The organism is Pseudomonas sp. P4_C4, assembly GCF_056402055.1.
In genome coordinates, this window is the sequence record NZ_JBFUID010000027.1 from 47,299 (window position 1) to 62,091 (window position 14,793).

General features: G+C 61.5%; 15 protein-coding genes. 4 read left to right on the forward strand and 11 right to left on the reverse strand.

Features of this window, described 5'->3' with window-relative positions; all coding sequences use genetic code 11:
- The first annotated feature begins 122 nt into the window (after window positions 1–122).
- Complete coding sequence (locus AC1DXW_RS15765) at window positions 123–998, forward strand: LysR substrate-binding domain-containing protein (protein ID WP_477760178.1); 876 nt, start codon at window positions 123–125, stop codon at window positions 996–998.
- Here AC1DXW_RS15765 and AC1DXW_RS15770 read toward each other — a convergent pair whose 3' ends face one another.
- The 6 genes from AC1DXW_RS15770 to AC1DXW_RS15795 all read right to left on the reverse strand — a co-directional run bounded on the left by AC1DXW_RS15770 (window position 999) and on the right by AC1DXW_RS15795 (window position 4,712).
- The gene (locus AC1DXW_RS15770; RefSeq protein WP_477754265.1) at window positions 999–1,388 is read right to left on the reverse strand and encodes a c-type cytochrome; all 390 of its coding nucleotides are present in this window, start codon (window positions 1,386–1,388) and stop codon (window positions 999–1,001) included.
- A 124-nt stretch (window positions 1,389–1,512) separates the two neighbouring features.
- Window positions 1,513–1,908, reverse strand: coding sequence for a DUF1801 domain-containing protein (locus AC1DXW_RS15775; protein ID WP_477754264.1), 396 nt, complete (start codon window positions 1,906–1,908; stop codon window positions 1,513–1,515).
- 62 nt (window positions 1,909–1,970) lie between these two features.
- The gene (locus AC1DXW_RS15780; protein ID WP_477754263.1) at window positions 1,971–2,414 is read right to left on the reverse strand and encodes an arsenate reductase ArsC; all 444 of its coding nucleotides are present in this window, start codon (window positions 2,412–2,414) and stop codon (window positions 1,971–1,973) included.
- Between the two features lie 24 nt (window positions 2,415–2,438).
- A complete protein-coding gene (locus tag AC1DXW_RS15785) occupies window positions 2,439–3,368 on the reverse strand; it encodes a Ppx/GppA phosphatase family protein (protein ID WP_477754262.1) in 930 nt (309 codons plus the stop codon).
- Between the two features lie 275 nt (window positions 3,369–3,643).
- Window positions 3,644–3,982 (reverse strand): YgdI/YgdR family lipoprotein, encoded by a 339-nt coding sequence (locus tag AC1DXW_RS15790; protein WP_477754261.1) that lies wholly within the window; start codon window positions 3,980–3,982, stop codon window positions 3,644–3,646.
- 67 nt (window positions 3,983–4,049) lie between these two features.
- Window positions 4,050–4,712 carry an ATPase gene (locus tag AC1DXW_RS15795; protein ID WP_477754260.1) on the reverse strand — a complete coding sequence of 221 codons (663 nt, stop codon included), beginning with the start codon at window positions 4,710–4,712 and terminating at the stop codon, window positions 4,050–4,052.
- A 230-nt stretch (window positions 4,713–4,942) separates the two neighbouring features.
- On the opposite strand from AC1DXW_RS15795, the gene AC1DXW_RS15800 reads away from it, so the two are divergent.
- Window positions 4,943–5,260 (forward strand): NIPSNAP family protein, encoded by a 318-nt coding sequence (locus AC1DXW_RS15800; protein WP_477754259.1) that lies wholly within the window; start codon window positions 4,943–4,945, stop codon window positions 5,258–5,260.
- Window position 5,261: 1 nt separating this feature from the next.
- On the opposite strand, the gene AC1DXW_RS15805 is transcribed toward AC1DXW_RS15800, so the two are convergent.
- From AC1DXW_RS15805 to speB, 5 genes are all read right to left on the reverse strand, one after another.
- Window positions 5,262–5,720 carry a GNAT family N-acetyltransferase gene (locus AC1DXW_RS15805; RefSeq protein ID WP_477754258.1) on the reverse strand — a complete coding sequence of 153 codons (459 nt, stop codon included), beginning with the start codon at window positions 5,718–5,720 and terminating at the stop codon, window positions 5,262–5,264.
- A gap of 211 nt (window positions 5,721–5,931) precedes the next feature.
- Window positions 5,932–7,620 carry a choline dehydrogenase gene (gene betA, locus AC1DXW_RS15810; RefSeq protein WP_477754211.1) on the reverse strand — a complete coding sequence of 563 codons (1,689 nt, stop codon included), beginning with the start codon at window positions 7,618–7,620 and terminating at the stop codon, window positions 5,932–5,934.
- Window positions 7,621–7,622: 2 nt separating this feature from the next.
- The gene (locus tag AC1DXW_RS15815) at window positions 7,623–9,197 is read right to left on the reverse strand and encodes a purine-cytosine permease family protein (RefSeq protein ID WP_477754212.1); all 1,575 of its coding nucleotides are present in this window, start codon (window positions 9,195–9,197) and stop codon (window positions 7,623–7,625) included.
- A gap of 231 nt (window positions 9,198–9,428) precedes the next feature.
- Window positions 9,429–10,937, reverse strand: a complete 1,509-nt coding sequence (locus tag AC1DXW_RS15820; RefSeq protein ID WP_477754213.1) for an aldehyde dehydrogenase family protein — start codon at window positions 10,935–10,937, stop codon at window positions 9,429–9,431.
- A gap of 52 nt (window positions 10,938–10,989) precedes the next feature.
- Entirely contained in the window at window positions 10,990–11,991 is a 1,002-nt protein-coding gene (gene speB, locus AC1DXW_RS15825; RefSeq protein ID WP_477754214.1) for an agmatinase, read from the reverse strand.
- A gap of 151 nt (window positions 11,992–12,142) precedes the next feature.
- Between speB and AC1DXW_RS15830 the strand changes: the two genes are divergently transcribed.
- Entirely contained in the window at window positions 12,143–13,057 is a 915-nt protein-coding gene (locus AC1DXW_RS15830; protein ID WP_477754215.1) for a LysR family transcriptional regulator, read from the forward strand.
- 68 nt (window positions 13,058–13,125) lie between these two features.
- Window positions 13,126–14,634, forward strand: a complete 1,509-nt coding sequence (locus AC1DXW_RS15835; protein WP_150671676.1) for a sigma-54-dependent transcriptional regulator — start codon at window positions 13,126–13,128, stop codon at window positions 14,632–14,634.
- Window positions 14,635–14,793 lie beyond the last annotated feature (159 nt).

Consider the following 14,793-nt stretch of genomic DNA (forward strand, 5'->3'; position numbering starts at 1 on the left):
TGAGTTAAGTCATTGTGTTCAATGAAAACGGCCTTGGCGGTTTTGGCATGCATGCTACGGCTGGAAAAACAGGCAAACAAACGATGGATTTTGCAGGAAACTGATTAGAGGAACTTATCGATATGCTCAAACACTGGCCGCCCCTGAGCACCCTGCGCGGCTTCGAAGCCGCCGCCCGGCTGGGCAGTTTTCACAAGGCCGCCGACGAGTTGCACCTCACCCAATCGGCGATCAGCCAGCAGATCCGCAGCCTTGAAGCCTACCTGGAACAACCGCTGTTCCATCGCAGCGGGCGCAGCGTCAGCCTGACCGATGCCGGGCACGATCTGCTCAGCACCACCCAGGCGCTGTTGCAGCAACTGGCGGTGGGCATTCGCCGGTTGGGGCAATACCAGAAACCCAATCAACTGGTGCTCAACACCACCCCGGCGTTTGCCCGGCACTGGTTGTTGCCGCGCCTGGGGGATTTCCGTCGCCAGCATCCGCAGGTCGATCTGTGGATTTTCRGTACCGATGAAGTGCCGGACATGGCCAGCCAGACCATCGACCTGGCGGTGCGCGACGACATCGGTTCCCAGGCCGAATGCAGCTTCAAGGTGCTGCACGCCGACCGCCTCTACCCGGCGTGTCACCCGAGCCTGTTGGCCGTGCCCGTGGAACAGCGCACCACCCTGCATGGCGAGCGGGAAATGGACTGGAGCCACTGGGCGGTGGAGTCCGGCATTGATGTGGGGCAGATGGATCAGGGGCTGAATTTTTCCGATCCGGGGTTGCTGCTGGACGCGGCCTGCACCGGGCTGGGCATTGCGCTGGTGAGCCAGTTGCTGAGTCGGCAGGCGCGGGCCACCGGGCTGTTGCTGCCGATGGTGGAGCAAACCATCCGCGGCCCGAACTGGGCACTGCTCACCCACCGTGACAGCGAGAACATCCCGATGGCGCGGGCCTTCACCGAATGGCTGGCCGACAACCTGGCGGCCGCCCCCCAGACCACGGCGTGATCATTGCGCCGGGAAGGTTTGCAGGTAGGCGAGCAGGTCTTCGATTTTTTCCGGGTCGCTGAGGCCCCAGAAAATCATGCGGGTGCCAGGGACAACTTTCTTCGGCGCTTCGAGGTAGGCGATCAGGGTTTCGCGGTCCCAGACCAGGTTGGCGGATTTCATCGCGTCGGAATACACGTAGTCCGTGGTGACGGCGGAGTGGCGACCGATCACGCCATTGAGTTGCGGGCCAAAGAAGGCACGAGCCGATTCGCCGATCTGATGACAGCCGCTGCAGAGGCGCTTGAACACTTTCTCCCCGGCCTGGACATCGCCCGCCGCAAAGGCAGGCGCGCTGAACAGGCCTGCGGTGAGTAGCGAAGCGAGGGTCAGGGCGGCGATTTTTTTCATGTTCCGTTTCCAGTCTGCGAGTGCTCGCTATTGGAACATGACAGCTGAGGATATCCAAAACGGTCAGGTGGACACCGCCCCCTGTGGGAGCGAGCTTGCTCCCACAGGGGGTCTGTGTACTGGCTTACTTTTTGGTTCGAGAGGTATTGAGCTCAATGGCTGCCTTAATCAACGACGCCAATGCCTTTTCATCGATCGGCTCACCCTCGTGGATATCAATCGCACGCCGGGTATTGCCTTCAAGGCTTGAGTTGAACAACTTCGACGGATCGTCCAGTGAAGCGCCCTTGGCGAAGGTCATCTTCACCACCTGCTTGTAGGTCTCGCCGGTGCAGATGATGCCGGCATGGGACCACACCGGCACGCCGCGCCACTTCCACTCTTCGATCACTTCGGGGTCGGCCTGGCGGATGATCTGGCGGACGTGGGCCAGGGTTTCGCCGCGCCAGTCGGCCAGCTCCCGGATTCGCTCGTCGATCAGCGCCGAAGCTTCGTTTGGGTCAACCTTGTCCGTTTTCATCACCGTTTCGACCCTCATCATGATGGTTGTGACCGATGAGGGTAGACGGTGCTCCAAAGTTTTCAGGAATCGCTGACTGACGGCGCCTGGGGCACGGGGCGGGTTTTCACGGTGACGAACATTTTGATGCGGTCGCCGATTTCCTGGAGGGTATGACGGAATGGGTCGTGTCTTTCGCTGGTGGTCGGGTCTTCGAAGCTCCAGACCATCACTTCACCGGTAAACGGTATGCGCGAGACCTCTTCGGAGGACTTGTCGCACAGGGTGATGACGTAGTCGAACGCCTGACCTTCGAAATCTTCGAGGGACTTGCTGCGCAGACCGCTGGCATCGACGCCGATGTGATCGAGGGATTCGAAGGTGCGTGGATCGATCCCGGTGGCCTCGAGCCCGGCGCTGAAGGCCTGGAAATCGGCAGGATCGGTATGGCGCAGCAGGGCTTCGGCCATGGGTGAGCGGACATCGTTTCTGGCGCAGACGAACAGCACGCGACGTGGGTCGGTCATGGGGCTACCTCGGCTGGCAGGGTTTCAGTGTTTGCTCATCAATCCATGCAGCACGCCGAACCGCAAACCCGGTTCCGACGCAATCATATGCGTGATGCCAAACACCTTGAACGCTGCCAGCATCAACACCAGGCCGCCGGGCAAAATGCTCAGGCGATGGGTGGGCAACTCCGCCAGCTTGAGGTGTTTCACATGTTTGACTTCCAGCAGGCGCAACGACAGGCGCAACAGGCCACCGTAGGTGATGCCGCTCTGGTCGTCATCATTCAAGCCATTGGCCTTGAGCACCTTGGCCAGCATTCGCGCCGTCCCGGAAGAACCGATCGCCTGCTGCCAGCCCACGGCGCGGTAACGGCGGGCAATGCGCTCGAACTGCACGGTGGCCGCGCGTTCGGCCTCCAGCAGCGCTTCGGCCATGATCCGCCCGCCGTGGAAATAATGCGCACCGAAGGTGCCGCTGCCGATGGCAATGCTCTCGGTGAGCAGCAATTGGTCGCCACGGCCAATGATCATTTCCGTGGAGCCACCGCCGATGTCCACCACCAGCCGTGTGCTTTGCGCCGGCAAGGTGTGGGCCACGCCGGCGTAAACCAGTTGCGCCTCTTCGTGACCGGAAATGACGTCGATGCGAAAGCCCAGGTGGCGCTCGGCACTGGCCAGGAACAGCGGCGCGTTGTCCGCTTCGCGCACGGCACTGGTGGCCACCGCCCGCACACGCCCGGCCTCGAAGCCGCGCAACTTTTTGCCAAACCGCGCCAGCGCCTGCCAGCCACGGTCCAGCGCCAACTCATCGAGTGCCCCACCCTGCAGGCCTTCGGCCAGACGGACCGGTTCACGCAGGGTTTTCACTTCCTGGATGACCATCTGCTGGTTCCGTCTTACCGACTGGCCAATCATCAGGCGAAACGCATTGGAACCCAGGTCGATGGCGGCAAACAGCGGGGCGTCTTTCATAGGGGGTTCCTTGCACATTCATCTGCCGGCGGACTGGCGGCCGTCGGGCACTCAAGACGGATTGCGAGGATCTTGCCATTGCTTCGATGACACCCAGATGACACCGCCTGGAGATATGACCCACACCACAAGTGGCAGGATTTGCGGCATCCGGATGAATGGCCATCAAACCGTCATCGAATCGTCATGAATCGGGCGGCATAATCAAGTCATTCAATGCGTGCTTTACTTTTCTGCTGCCAATTCTGGTGGCTTTTTTTTGCCTGAAATTCTGCTTACAGACACTCCTGCGCCGCACGCTCGAACGTCGACGGCACGAACGCCGAGGCCAGCAGCTTGCGCTCGTACAGGAACACCTTGCCGCCATTCGAGGCTTTGTAGGTTTCAAGCACGTTGTCCGCCGCCACTTTGCTCGGGACGACGATCCGGTAGCTGCGCTGGGTCTGCGATACCGTGGGCACCAGCGCATCGTGCTGCAACTTCGGCACCACGCAATGGGTGTACTCCTCGGGCGACTTGCTGGTCTGCAAGGTCATCGTCGGATTGTTCGGCGTGGCACAACCGGCCAGCAGCAGCGAAGCGAAGGCCAGGGTCGGGGCAAAAAAAGTGCGCATGAATCAGGTCCTGAAAAGAAATCTACAGTGAATTGGGTTGCCCGCCGCTCAATGGACGTCGGGCTTGTTAATTGGTTGCTGCAGTTAATCCGGCGGTTACCAGCGCCTTCAACGACGCATCGAACTGTTTCAGCGCGGTCAGTTGCAGGTCGCGTTGCTGTTCGATTTGCGCGGCGATCTCGGGCGCGGCCTTGTCATGCACCCACACCGACGGCAGTTGTTTTTCCACCGCGCCCTCGGCCTTGCCGATGTACTGCAGGTTGGCGTCGTAGAACCGCGCGGCGAATCGCGCCTCGACCCGATCGTTACGCTGGGTCAGCAACTGGTTGTGGGTATCGAGCATCACCACCACGTCCGGGTGGGCCTGCACCAGGGCTTCGAGGTTGTCGTAGACCGTCACCGACACAAAGGTGTGGTGCAGCGAACTCATCAGCCAGTCGATGGCCAGGTCCGGATCGGAGCTGTTGACGAAGGCTTGGCGAATCCGCGCATCCAGTGCGTTTTTCGCACCATTCACGGCCACCGAGTGGTATTGCGCAAGGTATTGCAGGTTTTCCACGGTGTTCTCGCTGTAGAGCACCCCGACCGTCTGCCCGTATTGCAACCCGCCCTGGCTACCGGTGATGGGCGGCAGATGGCAGGCGCGTGCGTCCTCGGCATAGGCCGATGCGGTGGATGCAACACTGCCCAGCAACAGGGCAATCACAGCCAGTCGGGTCAAGATTTTCATCGCGCAGGTTCCTTGAGCAGCGTGTTCAATGCAGGCAATTTTCCGCCTTTGCGCAAAAAACAGAACTTGCGATTCTTGATGGTGACTATTGACTGAACCAATAGTGCGGCGACGCCAGCGCATGCCTCTGGCGCAAAGTTACCGGTCAATGTCGAACAAGCGGCTGTGCCGGGCGCCCACGGTTGATTACAGTGGCGACTGCCCTCAAAACCTGATCAAGGAACGAAACAATGGTGACCTGCTACCTGAAATACGTGCTCGATCCCTACCAGCTCGAAGCGTTCGAGCACTACGGCAAGTTGTGGATTCCCTTGGTGGAAAAGTTCGGCGGCCAGCACCACGGCTACTTTTTGCCGTCGGAGGGCGCCAACAACATCGCCCTGGCGCTGTTCACCTTCCCCAGCCTGGCGGCGTACGAACATTACCGGCAGCAGTCGATGAACGATCCCGAGTGCATCGTGGCGTTCAAGTACGCCGAAGAGAGGAAGTTCATCTTCAGCTACGAGCGTTCATTCATGCGCCCGGTATTTGGCGAACAGGATCGCTGAGTCAGACTTTTTTCAGATCCAGGCAATAGGTGTAGTAACCGGGGTCGCGCACCCAGCCCAGGGATTCATACAGGCGTTGGGCAGTGAAGTTGTCGGTGGCGGTTTCCAGGGTCATGCCTTTGCCGCCGGCCAGCTTCGCAAAATCCCGGGCGGTGTTCATCAGCAACTTACCGACCCCTTTGCCCCGGGCGGCGGGCGTGGTGAACAGATCACCAAGCAGCCAGGTGCGATGGGCGTCGATAGAGGAAAAAGTCGGGAACAGTTGGACGAAGCCGAGGTTTTCACCGTCGGGGTCCCGGGCAAGAAAAATCACCGATTCATCCCGGGCGAGTCGCTCAGCGATGAAGGCGCGCGATTGCGCAAGGTTCGACGGCTGCTTGTAGAACATCCGGTAGGCGTCAAACAAGGGGGCGATCTGGTCGATGTGCGATGCGTCGGCGCGCAGGGCCTGAATAGCCATGAGGGTGCTCCATTGCGGTCTCAAGGAGTTACAGACTAGCAATGGAAGCTCAATCGAGACGTAATATTTCCTAAAAGCACCGCCGCCCACTGTGGGAGCGAGCTTGCTCGCGATAGCGGTAGATCAATCAACATAAGTGTTGAATGTGATGCCGCCATCGCGAGCAAGCTCGCTCCCACATTAGGTTTCCACATTGGATTGCGGGTTGCGGTCAGACCCGCACGTTACGCCCCGGCAACGAAGTACGCTGGCTGCTCTCCCAGCCCTCGACCAGCCCCACCGGCACATCCGCTGACGGCAGCATCTGCACGCCACGCACCAGATCGGACGCCCGTTCGGCAAGCATGATGGTCGGCGCATTGAGGTTGCCGTTCGGCTCAGTCGGGAACACCGACGAATCGATCACCCGCAGACCGGCGATGCCGCGCACGCGCAATTCGGAATCGACCACCGCCATGTCGTCCTCGCCCATGCGGCACGAACCGCACGGATGGTAGGTGCTTTCCAGGTTGTCACGGACGAAGGCGTCGAGGTCTTCATCGCTGGTCACCTGCGCGCCCGGGGCGATTTCGCCGTCGCGGAAGCGGTCCATGGCTTTCTGGCCGATGATTTCGCGGGTCAGGCGAATGCAGCGGCGGAAACCTTCGCGGTCCTCTTCGCGCTCCAGGTAGTTGAAACGGATTTCCGGATGCTCGTACGGATCAGCCGAACGCACCCGCACATAACCACGGCTTTTCGGCTTGTTCGGCCCGGTCAACACCATGAAGCCGTGGCCCTTGATCGGCTTGTTACCGTCGTAGCGCATCGCCGCCGGCAGGAAGTGGAACTGGATGTCCGGCCAGCGCAGGCCCTTCTCGGAGCGGATGAAACCACCGGCCTCGAAATGGTTGGTGGCGCCCAGGCCGTCCTTGAACAGCAGCCAGCGCAGACCGATCATCAGTTTGCTCAGCGGGTCCATCTTGCTGTTGAGGGTCACCGGTTCCTTGCAGCCGAACTGGATGTACACCTCGGCGTGATCCTGCAGGTTCTCCCCTACTCCCGGCAGGTCATGACGTACGCCGATCCCGGCCTTGCGCAGGACGTCCGCCGGGCCGATGCCGGAGCGTTGCAGCAGGTGCGGCGAGCCGATCGGCCCGGACGAGATCAGCACTTCGCGGTTGCAATACACTTGGTGAGTCTGGCCACCGTGGTCATACATGACCCCCACCGCACGCTTGCCTTCGAGGATGATCTGGCGCGTCATCGCATGGGTGATCACCGTCAGGTTCGGACGGCCCATGGCCGGGCGCAGATAGGCGTTGGCCGTGGAGCAGCGCACGCCGTTCTTCACGGTCATGTGCATGGCACCGAAACCTTCCTGCATGTAGCCGTTGCAGTCTTCGGTCTTGATGTAGCCCGCCTCTGCGCCGGCTTCGACCCAGGCACCGTACAGCGGGTTTTTCATGTGGTTGCCGTTGGTGGTGTGCAGCGGCCCGGTCTGCCCGCGATAGCTGTCGCCGCCCGACTCGTAGCTCTCGGCACGCTTGAAGTACGGCAGGCAGTTGCGATAGCCCCAGCCTTCGGCACCCAGGGATTCCCACTCGTCAAAGTCCAGCGCGTGGCCACGGATGTACACCAGGCCGTTGATCGACGACGAACCGCCCAGCACCTTGCCCCGTGGGCAGTGGATGCGTCGGCCGTTGAGGTGGGTCTCCGGCTCGGTTTCGTAGCGCCAGTTGTATTTCTTGGTGTTCATCGGGATCGAGAATGCGCTCGGCATCTGGATCACTACGCTCTTGTCACTGCCGCCGAATTCCAGGACCAGCACCGAGGTGGCCGGGTCTTCGCTCAGGCGGTTGGCCAACACACAACCTGCCGAGCCTGCGCCAATGATGATGTAGTCGTATTTTTGCGTGGTCATGACTATCTCCCGACCGTCGATTCAGTGAATACCGGTTGTGGTGGCTGTTTGTGGGTCAACGTGTCGCCGGTGGTGTATTGCGGGGAGGTTTTCTCGATCTGCTGGATCACTACTTCTTCGCGCTTGAGATCGATCGAGCGGCTCAGCCAGTAGTACGCCAGGCCGGATACGATCAGCCCGACCAGCCAGGCGATGTCGATGCTGCCCAGCGCCTTGGCGAGCGGGCCGACATACACCTCGCGCTGTTCAACGCCGTCGAAGATGTAGAAGAACGGGATCATCGAGATAAAACCGATGGCATAGGCGGCGATGCCGCGCAGGCCCCAGCTGCCGTAGATGTTGCCGTGGGGCATGAAGAAGTGCGGGATGGCGTAGCGGCCCTTGCGCACGAAGAAGTAGTCGGTGAGGTTGACCGAGGTCCAGGGCACCAGGAAGTACAGCATCACCACCAGGTAGATCCCCAGCACCGACAGGCCTTTGCCCGAACTCTGGATGCTCAGGGCCACGCCCAGCTGCAGCAGGATCACGAAGCCGATGGCCAGGATGCGCGCCTTGCGGGTGGGTTCGATGTGCTTGATCGAATCGACGCAGGTCAGCGTGGTCAGTTTGGCGCTGTAGATGTTCATCGCGATCACCGGCAGGAACGCCAGGATGGTGACGATCACCACAGCCGTGCCCACCAGCGGCGACACGGTGTTGCCGACTTGCCCCAGGGCCACCAGCACGTCTGTGGAGTGCAGGTGATCGGCCAGCCAGCCACCCACGGAAATCATCCACGCGCCAGACAGCGAAGCCCCGAGGAACACCACGGCGATCAACTTGCCGCTGGAGGTGTTTTTCGGCAGGTAGCGCGAGTAGTCCGACACATAAGGCGCATAGGCGATGTTGTAGCTGGCGGCCGCCGCAAACTGCGCGATGAAACCGGTCCAGTTGAAACCCAGCGGCTCCCGGGCCACTTCGCCCTCCGCTAGCGCCGGCAGCACTGCATCCGGCACCCAGCCCATCACCACCGCCACGGTCACCAGGCCATACAGCGGCAACGACAGGTACAGCGCCCATTTGAAGCTGCGGTGCATCCAGTCATGGCCGAGAATCGCCAGCACCGCCGCCGGTATGGTCACCGCCACCGCGATCACCGCCGGGTTGAACCCGAATAGCGTATGCAGCCCCTGCATCATCAGCACCAGGTTGACGATGTTGAAGCCGGCGAACACGAACAGCGTTGCGAGCAGTACCAAAATCACCCCGCGATAGCCGAACTGCGCGCGGGACTGGATCATCTGCGGCAGGCCAAGGTGCGGGCCCTGGGAGCCGTGAAACGCCATGAACAGTGTGCCGAACATGATGCCCAGCGTACCGGCGAGCGTAGTCCACAGCGCGGTCAGGCCGACGCTTGGGCCAACGAAGCCGATGGTCATGGTGAAGAAGGTGAAATTGCCGAGGAACCAGAACGGGCCCTGACTGGCCAGCTTGTCAGTGCGCTCGTTCTCGGGGATGAAGTCAATCGAATGCCCCTCGACGACGGATTTTTCGTCGGGGCTGGACACGCTCGTGGCGGACTTGGCGTTAGTGTTCATGATGGACTCTTATTGTTGGAAGATCATGACGAGATAACCGCGTTCTTTCGGGTGAACGACTCCCACAGGGATTGAGTCAGTTGCCCGTGCCTACCTGGCGTTGTTGCTGGAACCGAAAACCTGTGGGAGCGAGCTTGCTCGCGATAGCGGAGGGTCAGGCAACACAGATGTTGAATGTGCAACCGTCATTGCGAGCAAGCTCGCTCCCACAGGGATTGAGTCAGCCTTGACTCAAGGCAGCGTGATCCAGACTGCCTTGGTTTCGAGCAGGTAATCGAGCTGCTCGGCGCCCAGGTCCTTGCCGAATCCGGACTGTTTGTAGCCACCGAACGGCATCGACGGATCGAGGGTGCCGTGGGCGTTGACGTAGACCGAGCCTGCTTTCAAGCGTGGAATCAGGCTGTGCACCTTGCCCAGGTCGTTGGAATAGAGCGCCGCCGCCAGGCCGTAGGGCGAGTCATTGGCCAGGGCCAGTGCCTCTTCTTCATCGTCGAACGGTGCGGTGACCAGCACCGGGCCGAAGATCTCTTCCTGGACAATGCGCATGTCGTTGCGGCAGTTGGCGAAGATGGTCGGCTCGACGAAGAAGCCAGGGCCATCGACCGGTTGGCCGCCGTAGACCAGTTCGGCGCCTTCGGCCTTGCCGGTTTCGATGTACTCGGTTACGCGCTGCTTTTGCAGGGCCGAAACCAGCGGGCCGATGAAGCAATCAGGATCCAGGCCCGGGGCCATTTTCAGGGTGCGCGTGTAGGCGATCAGCTCACGCAGGAATTCGTCGTAGACGCTGCTATGAATATAGGCCCGTGTACCGGCGTCGCATACCTGCCCGGAGTTGAAAAACACGCCGTTGGCGACTGCTTGGGCGGCGGCCGGGATGTCGGCGTCGGCGCAGACGATGACCGGTGATTTACCACCGAGTTCGAGGGTCAGGCGCTTCATGTCATCCAGCGCTGCACGGCCGACAGTCTGGCCGACCGGGGTCGAACCGGTGAAGGTCAGTTTGTCGATGCCCGGGTGGGTGGCCATGGCCGCACCGACCACGCTGCCGCGCCCGGTGACGATGTTGATCACGCCATCAGGGATGCCCGCTTCCTGTACCAATTCAGCGAAACGCAGGGCCGACAACGAGGTCAGCTCCGCAGGCTTGACCACCACGGTGCATCCGGTCGCCAGTGCCGCGCCGAGCTTCCAGGCCATGGTTTGCAGCGGGAAGTTCCACGGCACGATGGCGCCGACTACGCCCACCGCTTCCTTGCGGGTATAGGCCAGGTAATTGCCCGGCAGCGAAGGCTCGACGGTACGGCCGTGCAGCTTGGTGGCCCAGCCGGCGAAGTAACGCAGGGTATCGACGGTGCCCTGGATGTCCACGTCCTTGGCGAAGGCAACCGATTTACCCATGTCGATGGATTCGATTTCCGCCAGCTCCGCGGCGTTCTGCTCGATCAGGTCGGCCAGGCGCTGCATCATGCGCTCGCGTTCGGCCGGTTTGGCCTGACGCCAGACGCCGCCGTCGAACTGCGCGCGTGCGGCTTGCACGGCGCGGTCCAGGTCATCGGTGGTGCCCATGGGAATGCGGGTGATCAGGCCTTCGGTCGAAGGTTCGATCACATCGGAAGTCTGGCCGTCGCTGGCTTCGACCCAGGCGCCGCCGATGAACATTTTCTGGACCTTGCTGAGGAAGGTCTGGGTGGCTTCGCTGACGCCGAATTTCTGCAGGTAACTTTTGACGATCGTGTCCATTTTTGTTCTCTCTGCCCGGCAGTCAGAGCCGCCGGGTCACTGGTTTCGATGATCAGGCTGATGCGGCTTCGCTCTCGGCGGCTGCCCGCACCTTGCCACGCTCGTGGAAGATGAAACCGATGCTGTTGAGCAGCAGTTGTGCGGCGAGGATCGAGGTCATGCCGGTCGGGTCGTAGACCGGTGCCACTTCCACCAGGTCCATGCCGACGATGTTGCCTTTGCTGCGCTTGGCCAGGGCCTGGATGATTTCCAGCACTTCGTAGTAGAGGAAGCCGCCGTGGCTCGGGGTGCCGGTACCGGGGGCGATGGACGGGTCGAAACCGTCGATGTCGATGGTGATGTAGTAGTTGATGTTCTGCGGGATCAGCGCCAGCACACCCTCGACGCCAAGGCGACGCACGTCACGCACCGAGAGGATTTTCGAACCAGCTTCATGAGCCGCTTCGTAGTCGTCGCGGTTGGACGACGACACGTTGCGGATGCCCATCTGGGTCATGCCGACAATGTGGTTCATTTCCGAGGCGCGGCGCAGCGGGTTGCCGTGGCCGTAGCGCACACCGTGGCGTTCGTCGACGAAGTCCAGGTGCGCATCGAAGTGGATGATGTGGATCGGGCCGCGGCCTTCAAAGGCCTTGATCACTGGCGCGTGCACCGAGTGATCGCCGCCGAGCACCACCGGCATCACGCCGGCATCGAGGATCTTGCGCACGGCGTATTCGGTGTTCTTGTTGCTGGTGGCCATGTCGGTGTGGACGATGTCGGCATCACCGACGTCGACCATGCGCACGTCCGAAGCAGTGAGGTACATCACGTCATCTTCGTGGTCGTAGGCGCCGGCGTGACCGAAGGAAAACAGCGTCGATGCTTCGCGAATCCCGCGTGGTCCGAAGCGTGCGCCGGAGCGCCACTGGGTACCCATGTCGTTGGGCACGCCGAGCACCGCGACGTCGGCATCCAGTGCATCCCAATCGGTGCACACCGGGGATTTGCCAAAGGTGCAATGACCTACGAATGGCAGGTTCAGGCGACCGGATTCATAACCGTTGTTCGACATTTCTAGCCTCTCCACTTCTTGTTATCGGCTTGACGGACTGCAAGGCGACCGCCGTTGGAAAGACTATGGGCGCAGGTTTTCGTGGAAAAAATGCTAAACATCAGATACTCATATCGGCATTCCCGATGCATCCACAGGCCGGAGGTCCAAGATGATCCAGCTGCACGATGTCGACCTGAAACTGCTCAGGGTGTTTGCCACGATTGTGCGCTGCGGGGGTTTCTCGGCCGCGCAGGCGGCGCTCAATGCCGGGCAGTCGACCATCAGCGAACAGATGACCCACCTGGAAACCCGCCTCGGGGTCAAACTCTGCCAGCGCGGGCGCAGTGGCTTCCGCCTGACCGAACAAGGGGTGGCGATTCATGAAGCCACCCAGCGCCTGCTGTCGGCGGTGGAAAACTTCTGCATGGACGCCGACGTGCTCAAGCAGCACATCAGCGGCAAGCTCAACCTGGGGATCATCGACACCACGATTACCGACCCCGACTCGCCGATCCCGCGCACCACCCAGCGTTTCGTCTCCCGCGGGCATGACGTGCACCTGAACGTTTACGTCGGCACCCCGGCGGAACTCGAGGAACGGGTGCTCGACGGTCGCCTTCATCTCGCCATCGGGCACTTCCCGATCCATGTGCCGGGGTTGCTGCAATCGCCGCTGTACCAGGAAGCCCTGGGCTTGTATTGCGGGCGGCGTCACCCCTTGTACGGCAGCCACGCCGAAGGTGAGGAACTGCTCGAAGAAGTCGCTGCCGGGCGGATCGTCGTGCGCGGCTACATGCAGCAATACGACCTCGAACACCTGGGCGTGAGCAAGGCGGCAGCCACCGTGGACAACATCGAAGCCACGGCGATCCTGATCATTTCCGGTGCCTACCTGGGCTTTCTGCCTGAGCACTTCGCCGCCCAGTGGGTCAAGAACGGTGAGATGCACCAGTTGGCCCCCGGGAGTCTGCGTTTGAAATCGCCGTTCGACGTGATCACCCGACGCGGCACGGCACCGCCACCGATCCTCCAGGCGTTCCTTGAAGACCTGGCCGCCAGCGCCCGTAAAACCGGACAGCCGTGATGTGACACTCGCCAAATTCAAATTTTGCCGGGCATACTGATTCGGTTCGCCAACCTTGCAGGCCCGTCATGCGCATCCACGTCACCTTCATCGACCGCGTCGGCATCACCCAGGAAGTGCTGGCCCTGCTCGGTGGTCGCAGTTTCAACCTGGACGCCGTGGAGATGGTGCCGCCGAACGTCTACATCGATGCGCCGACCCTGGGCGCCGAGGTGCTCGAAGAATTGCGCGAAGCCCTTTTTGATGTGCGCGGCGTGCAGGCAGTGACCATGGTCGACATCCTTCCCGGCCAGCGTCGGCGCCTGCAACTGGACGCGTTGCTGGCAGCCAGTTCCGACCCCGTGCTGGCGGTGGATGACCGAGGTCACGTGTTGCTGGCCAACCCGGCGCTGATCGCTCTGTGCGGACGCGAACCGGCCGGTGAATCGCTGACCGCGCTGTTCGACGATGCCGATTTGCAGCGCACCTTGATCGCTCAGCATTTCCGCCTGCCGATGCACGAAGTCAGCCTCGGTGGCCAGACGCTGCTCCTCGACGCGATGCCGATCACCGACGCCGGCGCCCTGCTCACCCTGTATCAACCGAACCGCATTGGTGAACGCCTGTCGGCGCTGCACCATGACCATGCCGAAGGCTTCGATGCGCTGCTTGGCGAATCGCCGCCGATCCGTGCGCTCAAGGCCCGCGCGCAACGGGTGGCGGCCCTCGATGCGCCGTTGCTGATCCAGGGTGAAACCGGCACCGGCAAGGAGTTGGTGGCCCGCGCCTGCCATGCCATCAGCCCACGGCACGATGCGCCGTTTCTGGCCCTCAACTGTGCGGCGCTGCCGGAGAGCCTGGCCGAGAGCGAGTTGTTCGGCTACGCCCCCGGCGCCTTCACCGGCGCGCAACGGGGCGGCAAGCTCGGCCTGCTGGAACTGGCCGATCAGGGCACGGTGTTCCTCGATGAAGTAGGGGAAATGTCGCCGTACCTGCAAGCCAAATTGCTGCGCTTTTTGAGCGATGGCTGCTTCCGCCGGGTCGGTGGCGACAAGGAAGTCCGGGTCAATGTGCGGGTGCTCAGCGCCACCCACCGTGACCTGGAAAAAATGGTCGCCGAAGGGCGTTTTCGCGAAGACCTGTTCTACCGCCTCAACGTGCTCAACCTGCAAGTGCCGCCGCTGCGCGAGCGCGGTCACGACATCCTGCTGATGGCCAATCACTTCATGCAACAGGCCTGCGCGCAGATCCAGCGACCGCCGTGTCGTTTGGCACCGAGCACCTTCAGCGCCCTGCTCGGCAACCGCTGGCCGGGCAACGTGCGGCAATTGCAGAACGTGATCTTTCGCGCGGCGGCGATTTGCGAAAATCCGCTGGTGGACATCGATGACCTCGACATTGCGCGCACGGCGGTAGAGCGGCAAAACGACGGCGAAGTCGGCAGCCTGGAAGAGGCGGTTGGCGATTTCGAAAAGAACCTGCTGGAACAGCTTTATCGCAGCTATCCGTCCAGCCGGTTGTTGGCGGCGCGGTTGCAGACGTCCCATAGCGCCATTGCGATTCGCTTGCGCAAGTACGGGATTCCCGCCAAACCCTGAGTGATCTGTCGGAATACATTGTCACCGACAACACATTCCCCTGTGGGAGCGAGCTTGCTCCGGGCGGCGTTCCGACGATGAGGCCGTGTCAGTCGATATCAATTTTGCCTGTCGCACCGCAATCGCGAGCAAGCTCGCTCCCACAGGGGATCAGTGTTG